Origin of the sequence: Lysobacter antibioticus, from assembly GCF_001442535.1 — a bacterium.
In the GTDB taxonomy this organism is placed as follows: domain Bacteria; phylum Pseudomonadota; class Gammaproteobacteria; order Xanthomonadales; family Xanthomonadaceae; genus Lysobacter; species Lysobacter antibioticus.
This window is the reverse complement of sequence record NZ_CP013141.1, coordinates 4,087,264-4,109,893: the sequence shown is the minus strand read 5'-3', so window position 1 is coordinate 4,109,893 and position 22,630 is coordinate 4,087,264. Positions and strand designations below refer to the sequence as shown.

General features: G+C 60.1%; 28 protein-coding genes. 18 read left to right on the top strand and 10 right to left on the bottom strand.

Annotated elements, in window-relative coordinates; all coding sequences use genetic code 11:
- Window positions 1-614: 614 nt before the first annotated feature.
- The 4 genes from GLA29479_RS16685 to GLA29479_RS24730 all read left to right on the top strand — a co-directional run bounded on the left by GLA29479_RS16685 (window position 615) and on the right by GLA29479_RS24730 (window position 4,267).
- Window positions 615-911, top strand: coding sequence for a type II toxin-antitoxin system RelE/ParE family toxin (locus tag GLA29479_RS16685; protein ID WP_057972272.1), 297 nt, complete (start codon window positions 615-617; stop codon window positions 909-911).
- A gap of 14 nt (window positions 912-925) precedes the next feature.
- Window positions 926-2,041, top strand: coding sequence for a HigA family addiction module antitoxin (locus GLA29479_RS16680; protein WP_057972271.1), 1,116 nt, complete (start codon window positions 926-928; stop codon window positions 2,039-2,041).
- 16 nt (window positions 2,042-2,057) lie between these two features.
- The gene (locus GLA29479_RS16675; RefSeq protein WP_057972270.1) at window positions 2,058-2,537 is read left to right on the top strand and encodes a hypothetical protein; all 480 of its coding nucleotides are present in this window, start codon (window positions 2,058-2,060) and stop codon (window positions 2,535-2,537) included.
- Between the two features lie 416 nt (window positions 2,538-2,953).
- Window positions 2,954-4,267, top strand: a complete 1,314-nt coding sequence (locus tag GLA29479_RS24730) for a hypothetical protein (protein WP_144436575.1) — start codon at window positions 2,954-2,956, stop codon at window positions 4,265-4,267.
- A gap of 267 nt (window positions 4,268-4,534) precedes the next feature.
- Here the strand turns inward: GLA29479_RS24730 and GLA29479_RS16670 are convergent, their stop codons facing one another.
- Entirely contained in the window at window positions 4,535-4,864 is a 330-nt protein-coding gene (locus tag GLA29479_RS16670; protein ID WP_057972269.1) for a YegP family protein, read from the bottom strand.
- Between the two features lie 483 nt (window positions 4,865-5,347).
- Between GLA29479_RS16670 and GLA29479_RS16665 the strand changes: the two genes are divergently transcribed.
- Window positions 5,348-5,860 carry a hypothetical protein gene (locus GLA29479_RS16665; RefSeq protein ID WP_144436574.1) on the top strand — a complete coding sequence of 171 codons (513 nt, stop codon included), beginning with the start codon at window positions 5,348-5,350 and terminating at the stop codon, window positions 5,858-5,860.
- A 306-nt stretch (window positions 5,861-6,166) separates the two neighbouring features.
- Here the strand turns inward: GLA29479_RS16665 and GLA29479_RS16660 are convergent, their stop codons facing one another.
- From GLA29479_RS16660 to GLA29479_RS25405, 8 genes are all read right to left on the bottom strand, one after another.
- Complete coding sequence (locus tag GLA29479_RS16660) at window positions 6,167-6,694, bottom strand: helix-turn-helix domain-containing protein (RefSeq protein ID WP_057972267.1); 528 nt, start codon at window positions 6,692-6,694, stop codon at window positions 6,167-6,169.
- Between the two features lie 80 nt (window positions 6,695-6,774).
- Window positions 6,775-7,206 carry a hypothetical protein gene (locus GLA29479_RS16655; RefSeq protein WP_057972266.1) on the bottom strand — a complete coding sequence of 144 codons (432 nt, stop codon included), beginning with the start codon at window positions 7,204-7,206 and terminating at the stop codon, window positions 6,775-6,777.
- Window positions 7,203-8,558 (bottom strand): recombinase family protein, encoded by a 1,356-nt coding sequence (locus GLA29479_RS16650; RefSeq protein WP_057972265.1) that lies wholly within the window; start codon window positions 8,556-8,558, stop codon window positions 7,203-7,205. Before GLA29479_RS16650 ends, GLA29479_RS16655 begins: the two co-directional genes overlap by 4 nt.
- Window positions 8,555-8,923 (bottom strand): recombinase family protein, encoded by a 369-nt coding sequence (locus GLA29479_RS16645; protein WP_057972264.1) that lies wholly within the window; start codon window positions 8,921-8,923, stop codon window positions 8,555-8,557. The genes GLA29479_RS16650 and GLA29479_RS16645 overlap by 4 nt, the downstream gene beginning before the upstream one ends.
- A 9-nt stretch (window positions 8,924-8,932) precedes the next feature.
- Window positions 8,933-9,397 carry a recombinase family protein gene (locus GLA29479_RS16640; RefSeq protein ID WP_057972263.1) on the bottom strand — a complete coding sequence of 155 codons (465 nt, stop codon included), beginning with the start codon at window positions 9,395-9,397 and terminating at the stop codon, window positions 8,933-8,935.
- Window positions 9,387-9,869: a DUF2924 domain-containing protein gene (locus GLA29479_RS23850; protein ID WP_082638758.1), complete on the bottom strand. Its 483-nt coding sequence runs from the start codon at window positions 9,867-9,869 to the stop codon at window positions 9,387-9,389. The genes GLA29479_RS16640 and GLA29479_RS23850 overlap by 11 nt, the downstream gene beginning before the upstream one ends.
- A gap of 220 nt (window positions 9,870-10,089) precedes the next feature.
- The gene (locus GLA29479_RS16635) at window positions 10,090-10,998 is read right to left on the bottom strand and encodes a hypothetical protein (RefSeq protein WP_057972262.1); all 909 of its coding nucleotides are present in this window, start codon (window positions 10,996-10,998) and stop codon (window positions 10,090-10,092) included.
- A 90-nt stretch (window positions 10,999-11,088) separates the two neighbouring features.
- The gene (locus tag GLA29479_RS25405; protein ID WP_169795685.1) at window positions 11,089-11,256 is read right to left on the bottom strand and encodes a hypothetical protein; all 168 of its coding nucleotides are present in this window, start codon (window positions 11,254-11,256) and stop codon (window positions 11,089-11,091) included.
- A 307-nt stretch (window positions 11,257-11,563) separates the two neighbouring features.
- On the opposite strand from GLA29479_RS25405, the gene GLA29479_RS16630 reads away from it, so the two are divergent.
- The 11 genes from GLA29479_RS16630 to GLA29479_RS16585 all read left to right on the top strand — a co-directional run bounded on the left by GLA29479_RS16630 (window position 11,564) and on the right by GLA29479_RS16585 (window position 18,860).
- The gene (locus GLA29479_RS16630; protein WP_057972261.1) at window positions 11,564-11,767 is read left to right on the top strand and encodes a helix-turn-helix transcriptional regulator; all 204 of its coding nucleotides are present in this window, start codon (window positions 11,564-11,566) and stop codon (window positions 11,765-11,767) included.
- Window positions 11,764-12,234, top strand: a complete 471-nt coding sequence (locus GLA29479_RS16625; protein ID WP_057972260.1) for a hypothetical protein — start codon at window positions 11,764-11,766, stop codon at window positions 12,232-12,234. The genes GLA29479_RS16630 and GLA29479_RS16625 overlap by 4 nt, the downstream gene beginning before the upstream one ends.
- Before the next feature lie 229 nt (window positions 12,235-12,463).
- On the top strand, window positions 12,464-13,291 hold the full coding sequence (locus tag GLA29479_RS16620) for an ATP-binding protein (RefSeq protein ID WP_057973235.1): 828 nt from the start codon (window positions 12,464-12,466) through the stop codon (window positions 13,289-13,291).
- 15 nt (window positions 13,292-13,306) lie between these two features.
- The gene (locus GLA29479_RS16615) at window positions 13,307-13,921 is read left to right on the top strand and encodes a hypothetical protein (protein ID WP_057972259.1); all 615 of its coding nucleotides are present in this window, start codon (window positions 13,307-13,309) and stop codon (window positions 13,919-13,921) included.
- 12 nt (window positions 13,922-13,933) lie between these two features.
- Window positions 13,934-14,131: a hypothetical protein gene (locus tag GLA29479_RS24725; RefSeq protein ID WP_144436573.1), complete on the top strand. Its 198-nt coding sequence runs from the start codon at window positions 13,934-13,936 to the stop codon at window positions 14,129-14,131.
- A gap of 170 nt (window positions 14,132-14,301) precedes the next feature.
- The gene (locus GLA29479_RS24720) at window positions 14,302-14,556 is read left to right on the top strand and encodes a DUF6511 domain-containing protein (RefSeq protein WP_144436572.1); all 255 of its coding nucleotides are present in this window, start codon (window positions 14,302-14,304) and stop codon (window positions 14,554-14,556) included.
- Between the two features lie 53 nt (window positions 14,557-14,609).
- Window positions 14,610-15,344 carry a PD-(D/E)XK nuclease family protein gene (locus GLA29479_RS16605; RefSeq protein WP_057972257.1) on the top strand — a complete coding sequence of 245 codons (735 nt, stop codon included), beginning with the start codon at window positions 14,610-14,612 and terminating at the stop codon, window positions 15,342-15,344.
- A complete protein-coding gene (locus tag GLA29479_RS16600) occupies window positions 15,341-17,638 on the top strand; it encodes a phage/plasmid primase, P4 family (protein WP_057972256.1) in 2,298 nt (765 codons plus the stop codon). The genes GLA29479_RS16605 and GLA29479_RS16600 overlap by 4 nt, the downstream gene beginning before the upstream one ends.
- A gap of 40 nt (window positions 17,639-17,678) precedes the next feature.
- Entirely contained in the window at window positions 17,679-18,233 is a 555-nt protein-coding gene (locus GLA29479_RS16595) for a crossover junction endodeoxyribonuclease RuvC (RefSeq protein ID WP_248842750.1), read from the top strand.
- Window positions 18,230-18,439, top strand: a complete 210-nt coding sequence (locus GLA29479_RS16590) for a hypothetical protein (protein WP_057972254.1) — start codon at window positions 18,230-18,232, stop codon at window positions 18,437-18,439. The genes GLA29479_RS16595 and GLA29479_RS16590 overlap by 4 nt, the downstream gene beginning before the upstream one ends.
- Window positions 18,432-18,860, top strand: a complete 429-nt coding sequence (locus GLA29479_RS16585; RefSeq protein ID WP_057972253.1) for a DUF6362 family protein — start codon at window positions 18,432-18,434, stop codon at window positions 18,858-18,860. The genes GLA29479_RS16590 and GLA29479_RS16585 overlap by 8 nt, the downstream gene beginning before the upstream one ends.
- Window positions 18,861-18,990: 130 nt before the next feature.
- Here the strand turns inward: GLA29479_RS16585 and GLA29479_RS23845 are convergent, their stop codons facing one another.
- Window positions 18,991-19,932 (bottom strand): DUF2971 domain-containing protein, encoded by a 942-nt coding sequence (locus tag GLA29479_RS23845; protein WP_082638757.1) that lies wholly within the window; start codon window positions 19,930-19,932, stop codon window positions 18,991-18,993.
- Window positions 19,933-20,242: 310 nt separating this feature from the next.
- On the opposite strand from GLA29479_RS23845, the gene GLA29479_RS16580 reads away from it, so the two are divergent.
- Window positions 20,243-21,499, top strand: a complete 1,257-nt coding sequence (locus tag GLA29479_RS16580; protein ID WP_057972252.1) for a site-specific DNA-methyltransferase — start codon at window positions 20,243-20,245, stop codon at window positions 21,497-21,499.
- Window positions 21,496-22,536, top strand: coding sequence for a DNA cytosine methyltransferase (locus GLA29479_RS23840; protein ID WP_082638756.1), 1,041 nt, complete (start codon window positions 21,496-21,498; stop codon window positions 22,534-22,536). Before GLA29479_RS16580 ends, GLA29479_RS23840 begins: the two co-directional genes overlap by 4 nt.
- Window positions 22,537-22,630: the final 94 nt, after the last annotated feature.

The window sequence follows — 22,630 nt, the reverse complement described above, 5'->3', positions numbered from 1 at the left end:
GTTCTCGACGGACAAGCCCGCTAACAGCGTTTCGATCGAATACGCCGGAGTCACTGACAAAGTGCGGCCAGTCACCGACAGGCTGACACTTGAAGATGCGTCGACGCCCATCGTTTGAGCGATAGCCTTCGGGATCGAGAGGGTGATGGAGCCGCCAGTGCGGCGGAGAACGGCGATGGTCATTTCGAGACCCTCCTCAGCTTGCACCGTGTTTTACGTGGAGCAAATATTAGCGCCCGGTTGCGCCCAGCGCAACTTGAAAAGATGCAATCTAGCTTCGCATCCTGACTACGTTCATCTAGTGCTGGATTGTCTACTGGCTGTCCCAATATGGGACACATGATGCATTAAGCTATTGATTTTATTAATCTAATTCCGGCGAGTCCGATCACCCAACGTCGCCAAATCCCACGCTGTGCTTCCCAGTGAAAGCCCCGAGGCAGCGGCTGAGCGTGCCCTGGAATCGATCTACGCGGGTCCGGCCGCGGGATCGCGGTCCAATGTCCGGCCGCCCCGGTCGAGCTTTTCACCACATCCATCGCTGGTCACTTGCGGGCCAAAACAACCTCTATTACACTAAGTGTAAAAGACACATACAGAGGCTGTAGAGCCGCATGGAAGTCCAGTTTGAAGACCCATCGTTGGAGCGACTGGAGACGGATCCGAAGTACACAGCAGGCCTTGATGCCGCGTTGGTGAAGATCTTCCGCAGGCGCATGCAATTCATACGAGCATCGCCCGACGAGCGTGCGTTCTATGCCATGAAGTCACTGCATTACGAAAAACTCAAAGGCGACCTAGTTGGCCAACGCTCTATGCGCTTGAACGACCAATGGCGCCTGCTGCTGCGCTTAGAAGAGGATGACAAAGGGAAACTGGTCGTCATTGTCTCAATCGCCGATTACCACTGACCCAAGGACACGCCATGAACACGTTCGCCGAAATCTTTCCACCGGGCGAGTTCCTCCGCGAGGAACTGGAGGCGCGTAATTGGACGCAGACTGAACTGGCCGAAATCATCGGTCGCCCGGTGCGCCTGATCAACGAGATCATTGCCGGAAAGAAGAGCATCACCCCGGAGACTGCAGTCCAGCTGGGTGATTCGCTAGGTACAGGCCCGGAGGTGTGGATGAATTTGGAGAGCCAGTACCAGCTCTCCAAGGTCCGCAGCGCCGATGACCTGATCGCGCGCCGAGCAGAGCTATACAATCGATTCCCAGTCCGCGAAATGATTAAACGCGGCTGGATTACTGCGTCCAAGAACATCGATGTACTCGAACAGCAGTTTCTTGAGTTTTTTGGCCTCAAGCAGTTGAACGATCCGATGATCTTTTTCCATGCGGCTAAGAAGACCGATGCCGACGCCGCAGCGTCCAGTTTGCAACTAGCGTGGCTGCACCGAGCTTGGCAAGCGGCCAGCGAGCTGATTACGGGCCCTTACAGCGAGCCGAAGTTGCGCCAAGCATTGCCGCGCCTGTCAGCGCTCAGAACCGCCCCCGAGGAAACCCGGCACGTCCCCCGGATCTTGGACGAATGCGGCGTGCGTTTCGTAATTGTAGAGCCAATCGCGGGCACCAAAATTGATGGCGCCTGCTTCTGGCTGGCCGACGATAAGCCAGTAGTAGCCATGACCCTGCGTCTGGATCGGATCGATAACTTCTGGTTTGTGTTGCGTCACGAATTGGAGCATGTACTGCTACGCCATGGGCGTGATCAGGGCTACATCCTAGATCAAGAAATCGAGTCCGAATCAGTCGACCAGATCAACGAAGAGGAAAGGATTGCCAATGCGGCTGGCACCGAGTTTTGCGTGGACCAAGCTGAGCTGATGGGGTTCGTCTCCCGAGTTTCTCCCTTCTTCAAGGAAGAACGTGTGTTGTTGTTCGCCCAGCGCCTGAGGATCCACCCGGGCCTAGTGGTTGGTCAATTGCAGCGACGCCTGCGTCGCTATGACTTGTTCCGCAAGCACCAGGTGAAAGTACGTTCGTTCGTCACCAGCTCCGCCCGTACCGATGGATGGGGCGTGGTTCACACCGACTAAGAGAGATATTCCCCCAATGTCTGCCTATTCCAACCAAGTGAAAGAGTACATTGAGCGCTACAAGGCCGAGAATGGCATTGAAGGCCCCATGGACTTGCATGAAGTAGCATCCTGGGCTTGGCGTAATGGCTTGCACAAGCCCAACGCCAAGACCGTGATCGACGCCATCGCTGCCGACATCGCTCAGGTATTCCGAGAGGAATATCGGACTGACGTACATGGTCGCCGGTATCGGGCAAACCATGCTGCGACCCACAAACAGGGAACCAAGACCCTTTCGCTATGGGCTGATCTGGACGACCCCAACGCACCGCACAGCCACTTCGTGCGCTCATTCGCTCAACGTCGCCAGCAGATCGTTGGGGATTGTGTACAGTTAAAGACTGACGTGGATGTCTACAACGACAAGCGCGTTCCGGTCGAACCGATTCAGATCCCCCTGGATTTCACGCTTGACGTGGCCGAATTGCAGCAGCCGTTGCGGAAGGTTGCCTGAGCACATGCTGGACTTAGGTTGACAACGAGGATCGGCGACTCCGAGCTATCCAGGCTCAATGCATCCCGCGGTCGACCCGGGCTGAATCGCGCAGGGCCTCGTAGACACCTGATATCCAACACCACAGTCTAAGCCGCTTCGCGGCTCGGACCAATTGGGTGCAAGGCTCCATGATCGACTCTTACGAGCTTACGAAAGCAGAATACGAGGCCCAATTCTGACACCCCCTGTTTGACGTGACCAAGAGCGCGGACGAGATCGTAGGTTTGTGGAGCTATGCGAACCAAATTATTGAAGATGAATATCACAATAGCCCCGGGTGGCACGCCAACTTCATCTACGAAACTTGCGACGACTCGTATTGCGTCAGGCCATCGGCGCTCTATGATCCTGGCGACCAGTAGAGGCACCCGTCGATGACCATTGGTATAGAGCGTGACCTCGAAGTTGAGCGGACGCTTGCCTGGCTCCACGGAATTGCGGGCCACGAACTTCTTGAACGCCTCCAAGACGCCAAGGAACACTTCACTCGTACAAGTTCGCCACCGGCTGGCTCGATACTCTGGCCCGACCCCGTGGACCTCCTCCCTCCCGCTGACCCCGCGTCCGGAATCATTCTACAGGCTTACGCACTAGTCGATGACCGACGTTTTTTCGATGCGAGGCTTGGCTCCCGCTACATTCCCTTTCTCAAGCTGATCGGCAGTGCCCTACCCACATTGCACCTTGTCGAAGGCACCGTTGATCGAGTAAACAAATTGCTCGAGAAGAAAAATGATCATCCTGAAGGCACTCTGCTTGAACTAGCCGTTGCCGCCCGCTATTTGAACGAGGGGTACGACGTTAGGTTTGTTCCAGAGTCGGATAAGAGGAGCCCAGACATGGAAGTGGCACTTGGTGGCACGAATATACAGATCGAGTGCAAAAGGCTGCGTCCTAGTCTTTTTGAGCGAAATGAAGGCATTAAGGTGAGAGCGATGTTCGCCAAGGCATGCGAACTCGTCGCAACGAAGCTCGCTGGTGTCCACCTAGATGTTACCTTCGCGGCCCCACTCGATTCCATTCCGGAAGACTACCTTCGCTGCCATGCCGAGTTCGCTCTAAGTCGATCGCCTATCCAACATGAATGGTCTGACGATTTTGGAAGAGGCACCGTCACGCAAGGCGACATGGACGGACTGCGTGCCGACACTCAAGATACATGCCTTCTTGTCGGGCCTAAACTATTCCGGCTCTTTACTCATAAGATCGTGCCCTCGCAACGAGTGTTGATGGGTGTCGAAGGAACAAGTCTCGAGGAAGATCCACGCTATCTAGATAATTTTACGTCCGTAGCGCTACTTAGTTGGGATACCGAGAACCCCGGCTCGGTATCGACTCGCGCGCGCCATGTTCGCTCCAAACTCGCCGAGATAGACGCTCAGCTTGGGGGCTGTCATCTCGGTGTGGCGCACATCGTGCTAGATGCGGAGCGAGACGCTGCAGCTTCCGATCTCCGCCGTGATCGCAATCGGGAGCAGATCAGGACTTTCCAGTTCAAGTCACGAGTCGTGAGTCTCCACTCCCATTATCTGTTGACGCACACGGCTGAGACGACCTCCTGGACTATAGACGAAACGGCCGATTACGCGTCCGCGATGCCAGAGCAACTGCTGGAAGATCCAAGACTGTTTGTAGATGGCGTCGAATTGGGTGAAGAGCCGGCATGGCACCAGCCGGCTCCTAACTGACCGCTAGGTAAGTTGGCCGCCATCTATGGGCTGACTACGAGTAGCTCCGGGAGCTTGCATCGGCTATTGAGGCCACTATTTATCGCCGATACTGCATCGCGTCTTACAAGTATCTTTCCGGCGTACCGCTCGGTCGCTGAGCAGGCTAGCAGCCGAATTCACGCCGACCAGTAGGGCCTAGCAATCATTCATGTCGAAGCCGCTTCACGACCAATATCTGGCGTAAAAAAAGATCGAGGGGCGCCCCCTCGATCCAGGGACTTCAATTTAGGTCTGATCGTCGACTTCTGCCGTCGGCCCGTTCGCCTTCACCGACGCAATGCCACCATCCCGAGCCGACTCGCTCGAATACAGCTCGCTCGTTCCGATGACCTGGCCATTCGATGCCTTGAGATTGAACATCGGCTTTCCATTGCTTGAGTCCTTTCGCTCGTAGCGTTCATCAAGCGCAGAGTTCTTCTTTACCGACTCTATGCCATCCTCCGCGCTACTCTTCGCGTTATAGAGCTCGCTAGTGAGAATGGTCTCGTGGTTGCCTGCCTTCAGGACAAAACGAAACTGCGAGCCGGAACGGCTGAGTACGTAACGTGCTGCCATGGATTACTCCTTTGGTCGATGAGGGCCCGGGTGCAATCAGGAACCTGCCGCGGTCGATCAGGTCAGGCGCGGATCACATCAGGCAATCGATACTGGCACGCGGGCAGCGCGCGAAACAATTAGCAGAGCCAGCTTCTCACGCAATCTATTTAGTGTGCTTTGTGATTGATTCAGCAGTGGCTGCTCTTAAACGAGCCCCTCTGGCACCGGCATGGAACCGGCACGGGCAGCCATGTTCCTAACAAGCTGCGGACTTATCCGACGCCAGTGTCGGAAAAGTCTGACGCTGATCTCTCGCAGTTCAGCGATACTCAGGCCTTCAGGGATGGTCGACGAGGGCGATGCCGTCGGCCGGCACAGAGAGCGGAGCAGGGAACGCTGCAGAACCACACAAGACGAACAACGAAATCTTAGCCAAACGGGCCGGAAGGGGTGATTGGTAACACTCCTTACGTAGGACGCGACAGAACACTGAGGAACGCCATGGAAAAGAGTGAACTGAAGTCAAAGAAAGATGTGTCAACATTGCAGTTCATAGGTACGGAAGGCGGAATATTCCTAGCTTCTGTTGCTAGCCTTTACCTCCTAATCTGGCTTTCCACGAACCAACTTAGCACCGAGGAATCGGTGAATCGCGTGCTGATGTCGAAACTTCAGGGGAATACGGTATCTGATCTTGGGTACACCATCCTTGCCCTTTTCATCGTCTATTCGCCCATTGGGTTGCTCCTCCGCTACAAGCGCGGCGGGATGATTTATCGCATCGCGGACGCGGTAATCGATGAACTCCCGCGTACGATGTACTTCTTCGGTGCGAATTTGACGGCGGTCGCTCTCGCAGGTGGCGTCTACCTTGAAGCGACCCAGGATCCGGGTTGGGGCCGGTTCTTCGGCCTCGCAGCATTCTTTGCGGCAACCTTCTTCAGCGGCGGCTGCTTCCTGAAGTCAGTCCTGAAGGCCGCATCCGAGCATGAGGCACGCCAGTCAGCTACATAATCTTGAAGCCCGCATCATTCGGGATTCAAGCGGCATACGGCGGCGGGTCAAGTTAAGAGAAAGGGAGGGTCAGAGCCGCCCCCCATTCCGCTAAGCTAAGGTCGCTATGCTCGGCTCACGGAGCCTGGATCATCGACAACGCGCGACCAGATCCTGCGGTAGGGATTGAGCCAGAAAATAGCGCCTGCCAGCGGAAGCCGGGAGGCAGGCTCTTCAAGGGCGAACTGGCGTCCACATAGCGAAAGCCAGTTCGGGCCCGACTCGCATAACGAGACTCGCTTCGGCTGGTCGAGCCAGCCCGAGCGACTAAGCGTCGGGGCTGGCGCCCGACTTCTTCGCGGTCCCGGGCTTGCGCGCACTCTTCTTAGTTGCCACTGGCTTGCGTGCCGCCTTCTTCGACGCCTCTTGTTCGAGAAGTGCGTCAACCTGCTTCTTACTCAGGCCTCGCAAGGAAGCGATCTTCTCCAAGAATTCTTGCCGTGGCCGAGTATCCGTCTGCTCCCAGTTATAGATCGCCTGCGAGCTAGCCCCCAGCAATGGGGCGAAGGCGTCACGACTGAGGCCAAGTCGTTCGCGCAGCTTCCGAAGGCCGGCGGCCGAGTATCGAATCGCAGCTGCCGGAGCAGTCGGGTCCTTCTTGGCCGGATCGGCCTGGCGAGCCCCCTTAGAACCCGCCTTGACAGCACGCCGGAGTGTTTCAAGCTCCTGCTTCAACGAGGTCAGCTGCTTACGCTGCGCCAGTATCTGCTTCTTCAGCGGCTCGACCTGCTGTCGGAACTCCTTTCGGGTCAAGCGAATGATCTCTTCCTTCAATATCGAAGCGATGTTTGGCATGCGATCTTCCTTATGGTTGAGGACTCAGAGTAGACGATCGCACTACCGGCGACCAATTCTTGCGGTTTTGCGTGGAAGAGCTAAGAAGACACATCAATGCCAACCAACCGTCGCTGCTCGGACCATAGCAACGGCGGGCTAATGCCAAGACGATCGATCTGCACATCCGGAATGGTGTCATCCAAGATCCCGGCAATGATCTCTGGGGCTAGCAAGGTCAGGTTGATGATTCGACCAACGTAGCTGTTGTCGGTGGATTCGCTTTCGGCCAGCTCTTTCATCGAGGCTATCTCGCCGCGCTCCAGCATTCCCCGCCAGCGGTATCCCTTGGCGAGCGCGCGTTGCAGCGAGGTCAATTGGGACCCGCTCGTTGCAGCGTCGCAGTCCTTAGCCTGACCGTAGCGCCGCCGGCCGGCGCGGCGACTAATAGCGAGCGGCACGATCACGGTCAGCGCGCCGTCGCTTGTTCGTACGACGCGCGGTGCGCCGGCCGTATCGACTACGGGCCTCATGCTGCAATCCCTTCACGACCCAACTCGTCCGCCAGAGACAGCACACCGTTTGGGTGAAACCTGATCTCCATGGCATCAAGATTCACCACGACCTGCTCGATCAGCAGCCGAAGGAGTCGCTGCTGCTCGGCCGGAAACAGTGCATCCCAAACCTGATCAAACTGCCGTATCCCAACCACGATCATAGCCTCGTCCAGCCCAGCGCCTGAGGTTGCCGCCTGCGCGACAATCGCCGAGAGCATCTCCGGCGTGTTCAGCATCTGTCGTACATAGCCCACCACAATTCCCTCCAGTTCGGCGGCTGGAAGCCGGGGGAACTTCGCCGCCGCCGCGCCCTCATGAATTTGCGCGGTGCTGATGTAGTACCGGTACATCCGACCATTGCTCTTAACCGTGTGGTAGGGCGTCATGGCTCGCCGGTCCGGTCCAATGATTAATCCCTTTAGCAGGAACGGCACCTTGGCCCGGCTCGCGTTCCCTCTTGCCGCTGCGTTGCTCGCCAGAATGGCCTGGACCTTCTCCCAGACGGCACGATCAATGATTGGAGGATGGCAATCGGTAAAGTACTGGTCCCGATGCTTCAGCTCTCCCAAGTACGTTCGGTTGTGCAGGATCTTATGAATCGTGCTCTTGTCGTGCGGCTGGGGCGTTCGGACGCGGCCGGCACGGGTGGTCCACGCCTTGCTTTTGTAACCCATGCCGGTTGCGTCACGGACCACCGCCTGAATAGATTCCGTTTCGATCAGTCGCTGGAAGATGAAGCGAACTTGCGCTGCTTCAAGATGGTCGATCGCAAGTCTCCGATCCTTGATGAAGTACCCCAGCGGGGGGATACCGTGCATCCAGAGCCCTTTCGCCTTACTTGCGATCATCTTATCGATGGCCCTCTCGACATCGAGGTCGCGGTCGTACTCGGCAAACGACATCAAGATGTTCACCGTCAGGCGGCCCACGGTATCGGCGGTATTGAAGCTCTGGGTTACCGACACGAACGCGACTTCCTTCTCTTCAAGCACCTTTAAGAGCTCTTGGAAGTCGCGTATGGAGCGGGAAATGCGATCAATCTTATAGGCCACGATGACGTCAACCAGACCTGCCCGGACATCCGCCATCAGTCTCTGCAAACCCGGACGGATCATGGTAGCGGCCGACCAGCCCGGGTCGTCATAGACGGTTGCGATGGGCACCCAACCTCGCCCACGCTGGCTGGCTATGTACGCCAGCGCGGCATCGCGCTGAGCCTCGATGGTGTTGTACTCCCGCTCAAGGCCCTTCCTTGTGGATTTTCGCGCATAGATGGCACAGCGGGTGACAGGTGGCTGAGCATTTAGCCCGGGTGCTTGGACGTTCATGCGGCCGCCCTAACCGGGATACCCTTTGAGGGGAGGCACTCGACCACGAGGACACCATGCCGCTGGAAGAATCGAGCTAGGTGCGACGCGCCATCAAGATCATTCGACAGTCGATCCATTTCGGTGACGGCCACACAATCGACTGCGCCGGCCGCAACCTCTATAAGAAGTCGCTGAAAGTTCGGCCTGACTTCGGTTCGACTGCAGACGCCGTCGTCCGCATAGTGGGAGACGACCGGCGTACGGTCGAGTCTTCCGGCAAGGTCCTGCTGCACGACGTAGCGCTGATAGGCGATGAAATCTGAATCGACGCCTTCGGAATAGCAGTAGATGGCAACGCGCACGGGATTGGTAAGGTTCAACATATGAACTCCTCAGTCTCTTTTGATACGCAGGACCGACAGCGCTCGCGCCAGCCAGGGTGCGGGAAGTCCGTTCTGGGGTTCCTGGTGCCTAACTCTCTCGTCGGCGAGGCCTCTATCTGCTGCTAGCGCCTCAGCTGCCTGCCCCTTCGCCACGATCAGCGGTACACCGGCGATCTCAAATCGAACCCTAAGCCGCAGGTCGTCCATGTACGATCGTGTCAGCCGGTCATCGGATGCGACAACAATGGCTCTGACGAAGCCTGCGTCCATGTGCCGAAGCATTGATTGCAAACCCGGGCGCCTGACCGTTGATCCCGCCATGCCGTCGTCGCAGTAGGTGACCGTCGCCGATTCGCCGAACACTTCCTCCGCTGCACGCTGGGCCTGCGCGTACTGCTGCAAGATGGCGGCGGGATCTGGCACGTCCGAGCGCGCATAGATCACGACGTTGCCAATTTTCTCCTCACGGCTCATGCCTTTCTCCCTTCCTACTGGACTGCGGTCGCAGCCCGAAGAATGCGGGACCCGACCAGCGCGTCCCTGTGATTTCCCTAGCGATCTTCGACAGGCTGTCGTAGCGCCTTCCGTCGTAGTCGAACCCACCGTCCTGCAGTACCGTCACCCGATGAAGTCGACCGTCGTGCTCCCGTGTTAGGACGACGCCCGGTGTCGGCGCTTGCGCTGATGCACGGCGAGTCACCTTGCCGGTTTCGACCAGACGATTAATGCGTTTGGTATTTCTCTCAATGAGAGGGTTAGCATCCGATCGATATGCTTCTTCTTGCAGGCGATGAGCCAAGCGACGTACCGCGTACCGGCGATTGTTTACGCCAGGCGGTTCACCGAAGTACTCCACCCACTTCACTTTGATTTCCTTCCACGTCAGGTGCGGCAGCGCCGCCACCTGAGCGGCAAGGGTTTTCTGCGCGACACTTTTCTCGATCACAGTCGGCCTCCACGGCTCTCCAAGGGGTCGTCATACACCCTCGTTTCGCCCGTCTTATCAAGCCCAACCGGTCCGGAGAAACCACGCGCGCGCTGATCCTTCGATTGCACACGCCGCAATGCAGTGACGACCAGATCACCGATCTGCTTCACCCGTTCCTCCGAGTCGTTTGATGGGTCGCTTCTATAGTTGTTTGTCATTGGATGCCCTTTCCTTTCGGTCATTCCGATGGCAGCAGCTGCCTGCGTATAGCGACTTCGCCGTTTTTCCAGTCGATGAATCTCGGGAACTCCTTGCGACTACAAATCTGCGAAAGACTGGTGTTCTTGTTGCTGTAGCCTGCCCGGCGCAGCACCCAGCTTTGTCTGGGCCGAGGCTGGCCGGCGTCATGCGCTTCTGCAATGGCAAGCACGAACGCCCGCTGCTTCCTTTGAAGTGACAGTTCTTCTCCCTGCACGCGCAAGACAGATCCATCGTCGCTGAGCTCGAACCATCTACCAGCATGGATTGGCTTCTCCGGGCTCGGGTCAAGCGAAGCGATTGCGCTTTCCAGCTGCTCAACGCTGGTCACCAGTCCCTCGCGCTCAATCCTCGCGACCTTGACCAGTGGGATAGCCATTCGCCCTTTTCCGCTCAGCTCCGCCGGCACGATCCGTTTCGTCGTGAGCAGCACCTGTCGCTCGGCAGCGTCTGCATCGAGCGCCGCGATGGTCTGGTCCACTTCATCGGTCCAGATGTAGCGGAACAGGTACACGGAGACGTTCTTCTGCCCCATGGAAACTGCCGCCAAGCGCCATAGACGATTCGGCACCAGGCATACCGGCTCTGCGTCGGCGAGTTGCGCCGACAGCTGAGTAGGCAGCCAGTCCTCGCGCACTCGCGCTGCCGCAAGCGGCTGCCAAAGCTCAACTTTTCCGCCGCACTTGAGGCAGATGAGACTTTGATCGTCGTAGGTCCAGGCGTGGCGAAGCAGTTCAGCGGCGCAGACCTTGCACTGACTGCGAACGGCGCGCTTTGCCGGGAACAACGCACCGATCGAAACCAGGGTTTTGAAGAATCGACTGTTATTCGCAGGCAACAGCGGGCCATACGGCTCATTGTTGAACCGGTCGAGGTATTTCTGGAGCACAGTAAAGCTTCCTTACCGCGACGAATCGCGGACATAAGGCCCCGTGCAGGCCGTCGCCGGCCCGATGGAATTCTCTTCGTTAGTGAACGATCAAATCGGCGAAGCCGATACCACTGAATCGTCTAGTTTTTGCACGAATAGAGCGTTGGCGGTCGCTATCAGCGATTCACTGCAGGCCGGAATGCCGCCGTGCATGAGAGGGAGAAGCGCGCCGGAGAGGCGCACAGAGCAGGTGTTGCGAACGAATCCGTTGTTCATAGTGGGTCCTTTGAAGCAGACCACTTCGAGTTGTGGCTGGAACTGAATCAAAGCCTATCGCGCCGTTCATGATTTGCGCAATATCACAAGTGCATTCCGATCCGTGCCAAACCGCACAATCCAGTTTTGGTTCATGCCTCGTTTGGATTGAAGCATCCGAACGTCATTCTCTGTTCTCGGCTTCTAGTTGTTTCTAGTTGGATCTAGTCTTCGATCTAGTCGTTTCCATCTTTCGGTTCTAGCCGGCTTTGTACGACGCTTCTCCGCGAAAGCACATTGGTGCCATCGCATGAGAGGAGTTGTTGCAGTGAGCCAGCCCAACCTTTCCACCGAAGAACTTGCTGATCGCTGGAGCGTCACCACGCGCACCATCAAGCGATGGCGCAGCGAAGGCATCGGCCCGCGCTCGTTCAAAGTCGGCCAGGTCGTCCGATACCGGCTGGACGACGTTGAGCACTTTGAGTGCCGCGCGCCGAGTGCCGCCCCGCAGGCCGCCGGGGAAGCCGCATGACGCTTTTGGAACGATGCCTTGGTCGGCTTGCCTCCGAACTGGCGGACTATTCGCCCGAGATGCTGTTCGACCTGAAGAAGGAAGCGTCCGAGGCCCTCGCGACCGCGAAGGCGAACGTCGATTGGATCGACCGAGCGCTGGACCTGAGGTACAGCCATATCGCGGCGCAGCAACGGCTGGCCGCCGACAAGGACACCGGCACGGTGACCTTTACCGACAGTGACATCCGCGTCAGCGTCGAATTGCCGAAGAAAGTCGAATGGGACCAGGCGCAGCTCTCGCGCATCGTCGAGCGCATCCGCGCCGCCGGCAAAGATCCCGTTGAATTCGTAGAGGTCACCTACCGGATTAGCGAGACCAGGTACAACGCCTGGCCAGCCTCACTGCGCACGTCCTTCGACGCCGCCCGCACGCTCAAGACCGGTAAGCCGATCTTCCGTCTGTCCTCGCCCGGGGACGAAACGTGACGGAAATCACTATTTTAAGTTGCGACCGCATCTTGGCCCTCCGCGTTGCGAGCGACCACGAAGCCTGCATTTGGCTGCTCTGTAGCGCACGCGGCCTTTCCGCCGCACACGCTCCTCGCGCTAGAGATCGAAAGTCGATGCCTGCACCCGCCCGCGCCCCGTCCATTTCCCTCGCTCCGACTGGCGATCCATGCAACGACCTGGTGTGCAAGCTCTCGGGAGGCCGTTGATGACCCTGCCGATCATCACCGCGGATCAGCGCCTGACCGAGGTCCGCGGCGTCAAAGGTGTCCTCGTCGGCCGATGGGGCCTGGGCAAGACCTTCCAACTGTGGACGCTCAATCCGAGCACGACTCTGTTCGTAGATATCGAGGCCGGGGACCTAGCCGTAAAGAGCTGGCCCGGCGATAGCCTGCGCCCTCGCACCTGGGAGGAATGCCGCGACATCGCTGTGCTGCTCGGCGGTCCGAACCCGGCACTGCGCGACGGTCAGCCGTTCAGCCAGGATCACTACGATCGCGCGCGTCAGCGGTATGGCGATCCCGCCGGGCTGGAGAAGTACCGGACGATCTTCCTCGATTCCATTACCGTCGCCGGCCGGCTGTGTCTGCAGTGGTGCAAAGGCCAACCCCAGGGGTTCTCGGACAGAGCCAACAAGCCCGACACGCGTGGGGCTTACGGCCTGATGGGTCAAGAGATGGTGGCCTGGCTGACCCACATCCAGCACACCCGAGATAGGCACATCTGGTTCGTCGGCATCCTCGACCAGCGCACCGACGAGTTCAACCGCAAGTTCTACGAATTGCAGATCGACGGCTCCAAGACCGGTCTGGAACTGCCGGGCATCGTCGATGAGGTGATCACGCTCGCCGAGGTCACCACCGGGGATGGCCCACCGTATCGCGCATTCGTCTGCCACACCGCTAATCCCTGGGGGTTCCCCGCCAAGGACCGATCCGGCCGCCTGGACTTGGTCGAGCCTCCGGACCTGGGCTTGCTCATGCGCAAGCTTGGCGCGCCCGAGGCGGCAGCCCCCAATCCTCCTCCCCTCCATTAGTTCGCAGGAAACCTCATGTCGGTCTGGAACAACTTCAACGACGCCGAGAGTCCGTCGTTCTCCCTCATCCCCAAAGGCACCTTGGTCAAGGTCCGCATGACCATCAAACCCGGTGGCTACAACGACCCGACCCAGGGTTGGCTGCACGGCTGGGCGACTCGCGGTGACACCGGCGCCGTCTATCTCAACGGCGAGTTCGTAGTACTCGAAGGCAAATATGCGCGTCGCAAACTGTGGTCGCTAATCGGTCTGCAGAGCTCGAAAGGACCAACCTGGGGCCAGATGGGCCGCGGCTTCATCAAGGGCGCACTCAATTCCGCGCACGGCCTACACCCTGACGACATGAGCGCAGCCGCCCAAGCCGGACGTTGCATCGAGAGCTTCGCCGATCTCGACGGCTTGGTGTTCGTCGGAAAAGTCGACTGGGAGAAGGACAGCTACGGCGAAGACAAGGCCGTCATCAAGATCCCGGTCATGCCCGATCACCCCCAGTATAAAGAAGCTATGGGATCGGTAGCTGCATCGATCAACGGCTGCAGCCCGTTGTCGGCGCCGTTACCGGTGAACGTCGCGCACGCTGCGCAAGCCGCAGCGGCGCCGGCTGCCGCTCGCCCAGCGTGGGCTCAGTAAGGCGGCGCATCGATGTCACACACCCCACGGCTGCTAGAACGCTATCCAAACGGCGACGGCATCTATACGGAGTTACGTCTGCTGTCCAGCGCCGATCTGGATTCACAGATCCAAAACTACCGAGCGCTGGCTCGCGAACACGATCGACACGCTGAGGCGCTGATCGAGTACCGCAACCGGGTGTTCGACCATTCCCGCCATGGCCGATGACGCCGTGCTGGGCCTGCGGAAAGCCCGCTCGCGGCTTCGGCCATCTGGACGTGCGCCGCCGGATCGGTGATCCGCGGCGTACTCCGTACCGTTGGGCGTTCTGTTCGACGACGTGCCAGAACGCCTTCCACCAACTCTACGACACCCGACGCCGGAGCGATCCGGCGTCGATGGAGGAACTATTGCCTGTGACACACCCATTGTCCCCTGAAGCGCAGCGCGCGTGCCTGAGAGCGCTTGCCTCCGTCGCCGGTCGAATCGGTTTCGACACTCCACTCGGCTACTACAACCAGGCGCAAGCAACCGAAGTCATCGAGTCGATCACCCAGGCTTACGAGGCTTCGATTCGAGCGCAGTCCCATCCGATCGGCTACAAGGTGGCGCCGCCACTCGACGGATTTGAGAACGACACGATTCCATTCTGAATTTTGGCATTGCCATCTTCTTTCTGGCATTTGGCACTTTCGACGTCGAACCTATGCTTGATTTCAACACGCATGACCTGTCCGAACATGTCGGAACTCTGGTCGATAAAGCCATGGAGCGCGAGGCGGATTTGCTGCCACCGCGTGCCTACCTCGGTGCATCCAGTCTTGGCGAAGACTGCACCCGTCGCCTGCAGTTCCAGTACTTCAATACCCCGAAAGATGCAGGTCGGCACTTTCCCGGCCGTGTACTTCGCGTGTTTGCCCGCGGCCACCGGGTCGAAGACTGGATGGCGGACTGGTTGCGCCTGGCCGGCTTCGACTTGCGTGCTCGTAACGAGCACGGCGAGCAGTTCGGTTTCACCGCTGTCGACGGTCGGATGCGCGGTCACGCCGATGGCGTGATCGTCGCCGGTCCCAGCGGCTTCTGCTATCCGATGCTTTGGGAAAACAAGGCGGTCGGCACCCAGACGTTTCGGGAACTTCGGAAGAAGCGGCTCGCCGCCAGCCGCCCGGTCTACGCGACCCAGGTAGCGCTCTACCAGGCGTACCTCGGACTCCACGAGCATCCGGCGCTCTTCACGGCGATCTGCGCCGACGACATGGCGATCTATGCCGAACGGGTCAACTTTGACCGCGGCCTGGCACAACGCGCATCCGACCGAGCCGTAAACATCCTACGCGCCTGCGACACCGCGGAGCTCCTGCCCCGAATCAGCACAACCCCCACCCATCAAACCTGTCGGTACTGTCCCTGGCAGGACCGCTGCTGGAGCCTGCCCCATTGAGTACATGGAACGATTTCAACGACGCTGAGCCGGCGTCCGCACCAAACGGTCAAACCCGACGAGCAGAGGTGAGATCGGCGCTTCTGCTGCGGCTGGAGGCGTTGCTAGCGGCGCTATTTCCCGACGGCAAGTCGCGGCGCGGCAGATTCACTATCGGTGATGTCCACGGCGCGACCGGAGACAGCCTTGAGATCGCGCTAACGGGCGACAAGGCCGGGTTGTGGAATGATCACGCCACCGGCGAGGGCGGCGACATTTTCGACTTGATCGCTGCGCAAGCCGGGCTCGACGCGCGGCAGGACTTCGCCGCGGTGCTCGATCGCGCAGCCGACCTGGCAGGCCATGTTCCAGCGCCAGCGGCCGACTCGTCGCCCAATCGACGCCGGTCGGAGCCCGCGCTGGACGAACTTGGCCCGCATACGGGGCGTTGGGATTATCTGAGTTCGGACGGCGAACTGATCGCGTGCGTATATCGCTACGATCCACCGGAGGGAAAGCAATACCGGCCGTGGGACGCGAAGCGTCGCAAGCACCAGGCACCGATGCCACGGCCGCTCTACAACCAGCCCGGCGTCGCCGCGGCGACCGAGGTCGTCCTGGTCGAAGGCGAGAAATCGGCCGATGCGTTGATCGAGCGCGGCGCCTGCGCCACGACCTCTATGAACGGCGCGAATGCACCGATCGAGAAGACCGACTGGTCGCCGCTCTGCGGCAAGCACGTACTGATCTGGCCCGACAAAGACAAGCCGGGCTGGGAGTATGCGATGCAGGCCGCGCAAGCGGCGTTCAAGGCCGGCGCCGACTCGTGCGCGTTGCTGCACCCGCCCGACGACAAACCGCTGGCTTGGGACGCGGCCGACGCTGCCCAGGACGGCTTCGACATCGACGGGTTCCTGCGCGCGGGCGAGCGCACCTTCCTTTCGCCCGGCAACGACGACGCACCGCCGCCGATCGACTTCGACGGCCTGGATTGGAGCAGCGACGACGGCCTTGGCCTGGCCTTCACCCGACGCTATGCCGATGATTGGTCCTACTGCGCGGCCTGGGGTCAGTGGCTTAGCTGGACCGGCACGCGTTGGAATCCGGATCGGGCGTTGGTCCTGCAGCATCTCGTGCGCGGCGTCTGCCGAGCAGCGCAAGCGTTCTCCGACAAGCCCTCGCAGCGTTCAAAGCTGGCGTCGGCTTCGACCGTGAGCGGCGTTGAGCGCTTGGCCCGTAGCGATCCCCGTCACGCCTCTCGGGCCGAGGATTGGGACAGCGATTTGTGGGCGCTAAACACGCCGCGAGGGATCGTGGATCTGCGGGATGGAACGTTGCGTCGACATGCCCGGGGCGAGCATATGACTAAGCTAACCACGGCGAGTCCGCAGGGAGACTGCCCGACTTGGCGGAACTTCCTGGACGATGCGACCGGCGGCGATGTCGAATTGGCCTCGTACTTGCAACGGGTTGCCGGCTACTGCCTGACCGGTGTAACCCGCGAGCACGCGCTGTTCTTCCTGTACGGCACCGGGGCTAACGGCAAGTCTGTGTTCGTGAACGTGCTGGCGACGATTCTCGGCGACTACGGGACGAACGCGCCGATGGACACGTTCATGGAATCGCGTCACGACCGCCATCCGACCGAACTGGCCGGCCTGCGTGGTGCGCGCTTCGTGTCCGCCAGCGAGACTGAGCAGGGCCGGCGCTGGAACGAGTCCAAGCTCAAGTCGATTACCGGCGGCGATACCGTCAGTGCGCGATTCATGCGGCAGGACTTTTTCGAGTACACGCCGCAGTTCAAGCTGGTGGTGGCCGGCAATCACAAGCCAGCGATCCGCAATGCCGACGAGGCAATGAAGCGCCGCCTACACCTGGTGCCGTTCACCGTCACCATCCCGCCCGAGCGGCGAGACAAGCGTCTGACCGAGAAACTGCTGGCCGAGCGCGACGGGATCATGACCTGGGCCGTTGATGGCTGCCTGCAATGGCAGGGGGTCGGTCTGCGCCCGCCGCAGTGCGTGGTCGATGCCACCGAGGAGTATTTCGAAGGCGAGGACGCGCTCGGACATTGGATCGAAGAGCGCTGCTTTGTGCATGCGCAGTCGAAGGCGCTCGTCGCCGATCTGTTCGCCGACTGGCGCGATTGGGCCGAAGGCAGCGGTGAGTTCGTGGGCTCGGTCAAGCGCTTCTCGGATCTTCTCACCACGCGTCAGTTCACCAAGTACAAGGGCGGCAAGGGGGCGCGCTATTTCGCCGGCTTGAGTTTGAAGCCGAAATCCTTCACACAGTTCGGAGGCGTGAGCCGTGGCTAAAATCAATGACTTATGCGAGAGGGTGGCGGATGGGGCAGAGATGCCGGTTCCCTCTCATGTGTGCGTGCGCGCGCACACACGCGCATTGACCGGCAACCCTGCCCCATCCGCCACCCAGGTCGTCGGGGACACCTCGCCGACACTGGTGGCGCTCGACTTGGGCACGACGCTGGGTTGGGCGCTGCGCCTATCCGGTCAGGCCATGAGCGGCACCGAGCACTTCAAGGTCGGCCGCTTCGAGGGCGGCGGCATGCGTTACCTCCGCTTCGTCCGATGGCTCGATGATCTGTGGCGCTTCGCAGGCCCGCCCTCGACGCTCTACTTCGAGGAGGTGCGTCGCCACCGCGGCGTCGATGCCGCGCACGTCTACGGCGGCTTCCTGGCGCAGCTCACCGCGTGGTGTGAGCGTCACGCCATTCCGTACCAGGGCGTGCCGGTCGGCACGATCAAGAAGTTCGCCACCGGAAAGGGCAATGCCGACAAGGCGGCGATGATCGAAGCGGCGAAACGTTGGGGCCATCGGCCGGAGGATGACAACGAAGCCGACGCCCTCGCGCTGCTGCATTGGGCTATCGCGCAGGAGGCGACGGCATGATCGTGTCCGAGTTCCGATACCGTTCGCCGCTGGGGCGCTTCGTGCCGCAGACGCTGGATCTGGATCGGCTTAAGCGAGAGGGCTGGCGCGACCAAGGCTTGCTCGTCGTATCGGCCGAGGACACACGCCTGGACTGGGTGGAGCGGCAACTACTGAGCCAGATTGCCGAGCGCCTGTACGGAAAGCGGGAGAAGGCGCATGACTGAGTGGACCGTGCAGAAAGTCGCAGATCAGTTCCAAGAAGCCGCCATCACGGCCCGCAGGTTGCCGGCGGCGAAGGTGCAGGGCTATGCATCGTACTGGCCGGACATCCAGCGACAATCGTGGGAGGGCTATGCCGACGAACGGATTGTCCTGCGCTTCGCCGCATCGCCTGCGGCGATCGACCGATTCGGCGAGACCGTGCGGTGGCTGCGGTGGCTGGACGAGGAGCAACGACGCCTGGTCTGGCTGCGGGCCCAGCAGGTGCCGTGGCGCGAAGTCTGCACACGCACGGGGCTGATCCGCAAGACGGCGTGGCGTCGTTGGCAACACGCCCTGGTGCTGGTGACCGTTCACCTCAATGGGCCGCTGCCCCGCTTCTCTACGGCGTCGTTGGAAGTATCGGCGGTGCCTTTGTCCTGCTGACACCGCATGTCACCTCGTGTCCCCAAGGTTGCGAAATCGGGGTGTCCCAACTACCCCGGTTTTGCCCTAGCCTAGTCGGCATGCTGATCGCGGTGCGTTGCGCAAGCTGGTCACCCGATGCTGTTAGGGACTACCTAGCGACCTCGATCTGAAACCGACGTGCCGAATGCTGCATGTTCCATACCGGGACACCCAATGATTCACATGCCTCTCGCACGGAAGCTTCACTTTCATTGCTGATGCGCGCTCCCAGATAAACGCCGATCGGACTAGGCATTCGGAACGGTCGTGCGGAATCTAGAAGGCCATGCGGAAACATCAGTCGCCATTCGCGCTCATAGCTCCAGTCCTTGGCCTTGAGAAGGCCAGCGAGAATTGAGTGACAAATATTTCGCTCTGCGGCATCACGCTGGAAGAATTCCGTGGCATCGAATATGTCATCGGAGTAAAGGACCGGGTACAAGGACCGCGCTCTCAGGTCAGATTCTGGAAGAGATCGAACGTCGTACTCGATGCAGAAGCCTTTGTGGCTATCCGCGTAATGTGACCACATCAGTGTCGAATCAACACGTTCCGAGAACGAGCAGAGCTTGAAAGAACTTCGTAGGGCCACCGAAAACTCGCGTGCCAAAGACTCGTTGTTCTCGTCGAGGAAGCGAAGTAGCAATGGCTTCAACTTCTCTCGCTCCTCGACTGAGTGGCCGGCATAGAGCGCATCGATCTTGGCCGAACGTGTTTCCTGCGTATCATCACACGCAGCGAGTAGCTCCTCGGGGAATCCACCTCGAACCAGGCGCTCAATAATCCCGTCCGGCAAAACCTTCGTGAGATCAAGTCGCAATCTCGCTGGATCAATCAACAATGAGCATTCGTAAGGGTCGTTCAGGGTTGCTGGATCGGCAAGCCAAACCGTTCCCTCGCGAAGGTTTTGCAATGACCGACTATCCACACTCCGATACTTGAATATCGAAATGGGAAGATTGTCGTGCTTCAGTTGGTAGGCTTTCTGTAGATCATTAAGATCGCTATTGATTGAGCAAAGCAAGGTCGCAAATTCGTCCTGCCAGGACATTGAATCACCTGTTTCTAGTTAGTACCGCTGAGCAATGAGGCAATAGAATACCGCCTTGCTTTCAATCTTTGAGGCAGGCGCCGAAGGCGCACACGTCGAGCACACACGGCTCACGTATCTCTGCCCACGGGGCCCCAGCCTCCACCGTCCGCTGCCCACGTCGGGCTGCACGTTGCGCCTTTCGGCCAGAAATCGCGGGTCCTTCCTGAGCGATTCCTGAAGCGGGGGGCCAAGCCGCAAAACCCCGCTAGCGTCAATCCTTTCATTCGGGTTTGCAGCCCCTGCAACCCGGTTCGCATTCGGACCTCCCTTGAGCCTTCAGATCGAACAGCGCCCGATCGAGGCGCTCATTCCATTTGCGCGGAACGCACGAACGCACTCCGACGCGCAGGTCGCGCAGATTGCCGCCAGCATCGTGGAGTTCGGCTGGACCAATCCGATCCTGGTCGATGGAACCAGTGGCATCATCGCCGGCCACGGTCGACTGCTTGCCGCACGCCAACTCGGACTTGCGCAGGTGCCGGTGATCGAACTGGCACACCTAACCCCGGCACAGAAACGCGCCTACGTCATCGCCGATAACCGGTTGGCTGAGAATGCTGGTTGGGACGAGGAACTGCTGAAGCTGGAGTTGGCCGAGCTTCGCGACGCGGAGTTCGATCTGGATCTGTTGGGCTTCACCGAAGACGAGCTGGATGACCTGCTGATCGATGACCAGGCCGGTCTAACCGATGATGACGAGGTGCCGGAGCCGACCGAGCATCCGGTTTCGCGCCCCGGAGACGTCTGGATCTGTGGTGGCCACAAGGTGCTGTGCGGCGATGCCACCAGCAGCGACGATTACGCCGCCCTGCTCGGCGATGAGCTGGTGGACATGACGTTCACTGATCCGCCTTACAACGTCGATTACGCCAACAACCCCAAGGACAAGCTGCGCGGCAAGCACCGCCCAATCCTCAACGACAACTTGGGCTCGGACTTCGGCGTATTCCTCCAGGCCGCCTGTCAGCAAATCCTGACGGCGACCAAGGGCGCGGTCTACATGGCGATGTCCTCGTCTGAGCTGGACCGCTTGCAGGAGGCCTTCCGTGCAGCGGGCGGTCGCTGGTCCACCTTCATCATCTGGGCCAAGAACAAGTTCACGATGGGGCATGCCGATTACCAACGGCAGTACGAACCCATTCTCTATGGCTGGCGGGACGGCAACGACCGGTTCTGGTGCGGCGCCCGTGACCAGGGCGACGTCTGGTTCATCGACCGCACCAGCAAGAACGACCTTCACCCGACCATGAAGCCAGTGGCGTTGGTCGAACGGGCGATCCGCAATAGCAGCAAGAGTCGCGATCTCATCCTCGATCCGTTCGGCGGTTCGGGCACGACGATGATCGCCTGCGAGAAGACCGGCCGCCGCGCGCGCCTGATCGAACTGGACCCGAAGTACGCGGACGTGATCGTCCGGCGCTGGCAAGACCACACCGGCCAGGCGGCCACCAGGCAATCGGATGGCGTCCTATTCGAGCATGCAGCGCGCGATGCTGAGGCCGAAACAAAGACCGCGCTCGCATGACCCGGCCCGCCTACTACAACGAAAGTGATTCCTACCTTTGCGGTTGGCTGCGCAATCTCATTGCGGCCGACCTGATTCCCCCTGGCGACGTCGATGACCGAGACATCCGATCTGTTCGCGCAGACGACCTGCGCGGCTACGGCCAATGCCACTTCTTCGCCGGCATCGGCGGATTCGCTTATGCCTGTCGGCTCGCGGGCTGGCCGGACGACGACTCGATCTGGACTGGCGGCTTCCCCTGCCAGCCGTTCAGCGTTGCAGGCCGCCAGCGCGCGCAAGCGGACGACCGCCACCTCTGGCCGGAACTGCGCCGCCTTATTGCATCGGCGCGACCCGCTCTATTCGTGGGCGAGAACGTTGCTGGCCTCATCGCGTTGGGGCTCGATGGAGTTCTTGCTGACCTGGAAGCCGAAGGCTACGCCGGCCGGGCGGTTGTTGTTCCAGCTTGCGCCGTCAACGCCCCGCATCGACGCGAGCGCGTCTGGATCGTCGGTCGCCGTTTGGCCGACTGCCGTAGCGAACGACGACAACAAGTCGCCCGAGGCGCATCTGGCCATGAAGTCGAGGATGCGAGGCGGGCAGCGACGGACGATTACGAGTTTGCAAGTGGCGGCAAAATTGGTCTGGCCGACCGCGACGGCGAACGATCCAGAGAAGCGCGGCGACTTTGCGGCCGAGCGACGCAATGGCCTACCGGGAGTCGTGAAGGCAGTCTGGAGCACGCCGCGCGCGAGCGACGGCGAGAAGGGCGGTCCGAATCAGCAGTTCGGCAGTGGGTCGACCCGACCGTTGGCGGCGCAGGCGGTCTGGGCGACGCCGACGACGCGGGATCACAAGGACGCGTCGAGCATTGGCAGCGCACCGGAGAATGGGATGCTTGGCAGACAAGTCAAACCCTCGCCGGTCGCCGGGTACCTGAATCCGGAATTCGTCTTCTGGCTGATGGGATATCCGCCCGAATTCCTAAGCTGCGCGCCGCCGGCAATGCGATCGTCCCACAGGTCGCCGCCGAAATCCTCCGTGCCCTGCGCGGCTGACGCCGCGCCCGGGGGCGACGCCAGCAGCGGCTTGGCTCAGTCGGTGCTCGCGAGGCCGGCGTAGCGCGGGTAAGGTGTCAGACGCGGACTCGGC

What these genes read in the sequence shown, in the direction of transcription:
- GLA29479_RS16685 (WP_057972272.1), top strand. Translation starts at nt 615, where the DNA reads ATGGAAGTCCAGTTTGAAGACCCATCGTTGGAGCGACTGGAGACGGAT.
- GLA29479_RS16680 (WP_057972271.1), top strand. Translation starts at nt 926, where the DNA reads ATGAACACGTTCGCCGAAATCTTTCCACCGGGCGAGTTCCTCCGCGAG.
- GLA29479_RS16675 (WP_057972270.1), top strand. Translation starts at nt 2,058, where the DNA reads ATGTCTGCCTATTCCAACCAAGTGAAAGAGTACATTGAGCGCTACAAG.
- GLA29479_RS24730 (WP_144436575.1), top strand. Translation starts at nt 2,954, where the DNA reads ATGACCATTGGTATAGAGCGTGACCTCGAAGTTGAGCGGACGCTTGCC.
- GLA29479_RS16670 (WP_057972269.1), bottom strand. Translation starts at nt 4,864, where the DNA reads ATGGCAGCACGTTACGTACTCAGCCGTTCCGGCTCGCAGTTTCGTTTT.
- GLA29479_RS16665 (WP_144436574.1), top strand. Translation starts at nt 5,348, where the DNA reads ATGGAAAAGAGTGAACTGAAGTCAAAGAAAGATGTGTCAACATTGCAG.
- GLA29479_RS16660 (WP_057972267.1), bottom strand. Translation starts at nt 6,694, where the DNA reads ATGCCAAACATCGCTTCGATATTGAAGGAAGAGATCATTCGCTTGACC.
- GLA29479_RS16655 (WP_057972266.1), bottom strand. Translation starts at nt 7,206, where the DNA reads ATGAGGCCCGTAGTCGATACGGCCGGCGCACCGCGCGTCGTACGAACA.
- GLA29479_RS16650 (WP_057972265.1), bottom strand. Translation starts at nt 8,558, where the DNA reads ATGAACGTCCAAGCACCCGGGCTAAATGCTCAGCCACCTGTCACCCGC.
- GLA29479_RS16645 (WP_057972264.1), bottom strand. Translation starts at nt 8,923, where the DNA reads ATGTTGAACCTTACCAATCCCGTGCGCGTTGCCATCTACTGCTATTCC.
- GLA29479_RS16640 (WP_057972263.1), bottom strand. Translation starts at nt 9,397, where the DNA reads ATGAGCCGTGAGGAGAAAATTGGCAACGTCGTGATCTATGCGCGCTCG.
- GLA29479_RS25405 (WP_169795685.1), bottom strand. Translation starts at nt 11,256, where the DNA reads ATGAACAACGGATTCGTTCGCAACACCTGCTCTGTGCGCCTCTCCGGC.
- GLA29479_RS16625 (WP_057972260.1), top strand. Translation starts at nt 11,764, where the DNA reads ATGACGCTTTTGGAACGATGCCTTGGTCGGCTTGCCTCCGAACTGGCG.
- GLA29479_RS16620 (WP_057973235.1), top strand. Translation starts at nt 12,464, where the DNA reads ATGACCCTGCCGATCATCACCGCGGATCAGCGCCTGACCGAGGTCCGC.
- GLA29479_RS16615 (WP_057972259.1), top strand. Translation starts at nt 13,307, where the DNA reads ATGTCGGTCTGGAACAACTTCAACGACGCCGAGAGTCCGTCGTTCTCC.
- GLA29479_RS24725 (WP_144436573.1), top strand. Translation starts at nt 13,934, where the DNA reads ATGTCACACACCCCACGGCTGCTAGAACGCTATCCAAACGGCGACGGC.
- GLA29479_RS24720 (WP_144436572.1), top strand. Translation starts at nt 14,302, where the DNA reads ATGGAGGAACTATTGCCTGTGACACACCCATTGTCCCCTGAAGCGCAG.
- GLA29479_RS16605 (WP_057972257.1), top strand. Translation starts at nt 14,610, where the DNA reads ATGCTTGATTTCAACACGCATGACCTGTCCGAACATGTCGGAACTCTG.
- GLA29479_RS16595 (WP_248842750.1), top strand. Translation starts at nt 17,679, where the DNA reads ATGCCGGTTCCCTCTCATGTGTGCGTGCGCGCGCACACACGCGCATTG.
- GLA29479_RS16590 (WP_057972254.1), top strand. Translation starts at nt 18,230, where the DNA reads ATGATCGTGTCCGAGTTCCGATACCGTTCGCCGCTGGGGCGCTTCGTG.
- GLA29479_RS16585 (WP_057972253.1), top strand. Translation starts at nt 18,432, where the DNA reads ATGACTGAGTGGACCGTGCAGAAAGTCGCAGATCAGTTCCAAGAAGCC.
- GLA29479_RS23845 (WP_082638757.1), bottom strand. Translation starts at nt 19,932, where the DNA reads ATGTCCTGGCAGGACGAATTTGCGACCTTGCTTTGCTCAATCAATAGC.
- GLA29479_RS23840 (WP_082638756.1), top strand. Translation starts at nt 21,496, where the DNA reads ATGACCCGGCCCGCCTACTACAACGAAAGTGATTCCTACCTTTGCGGT.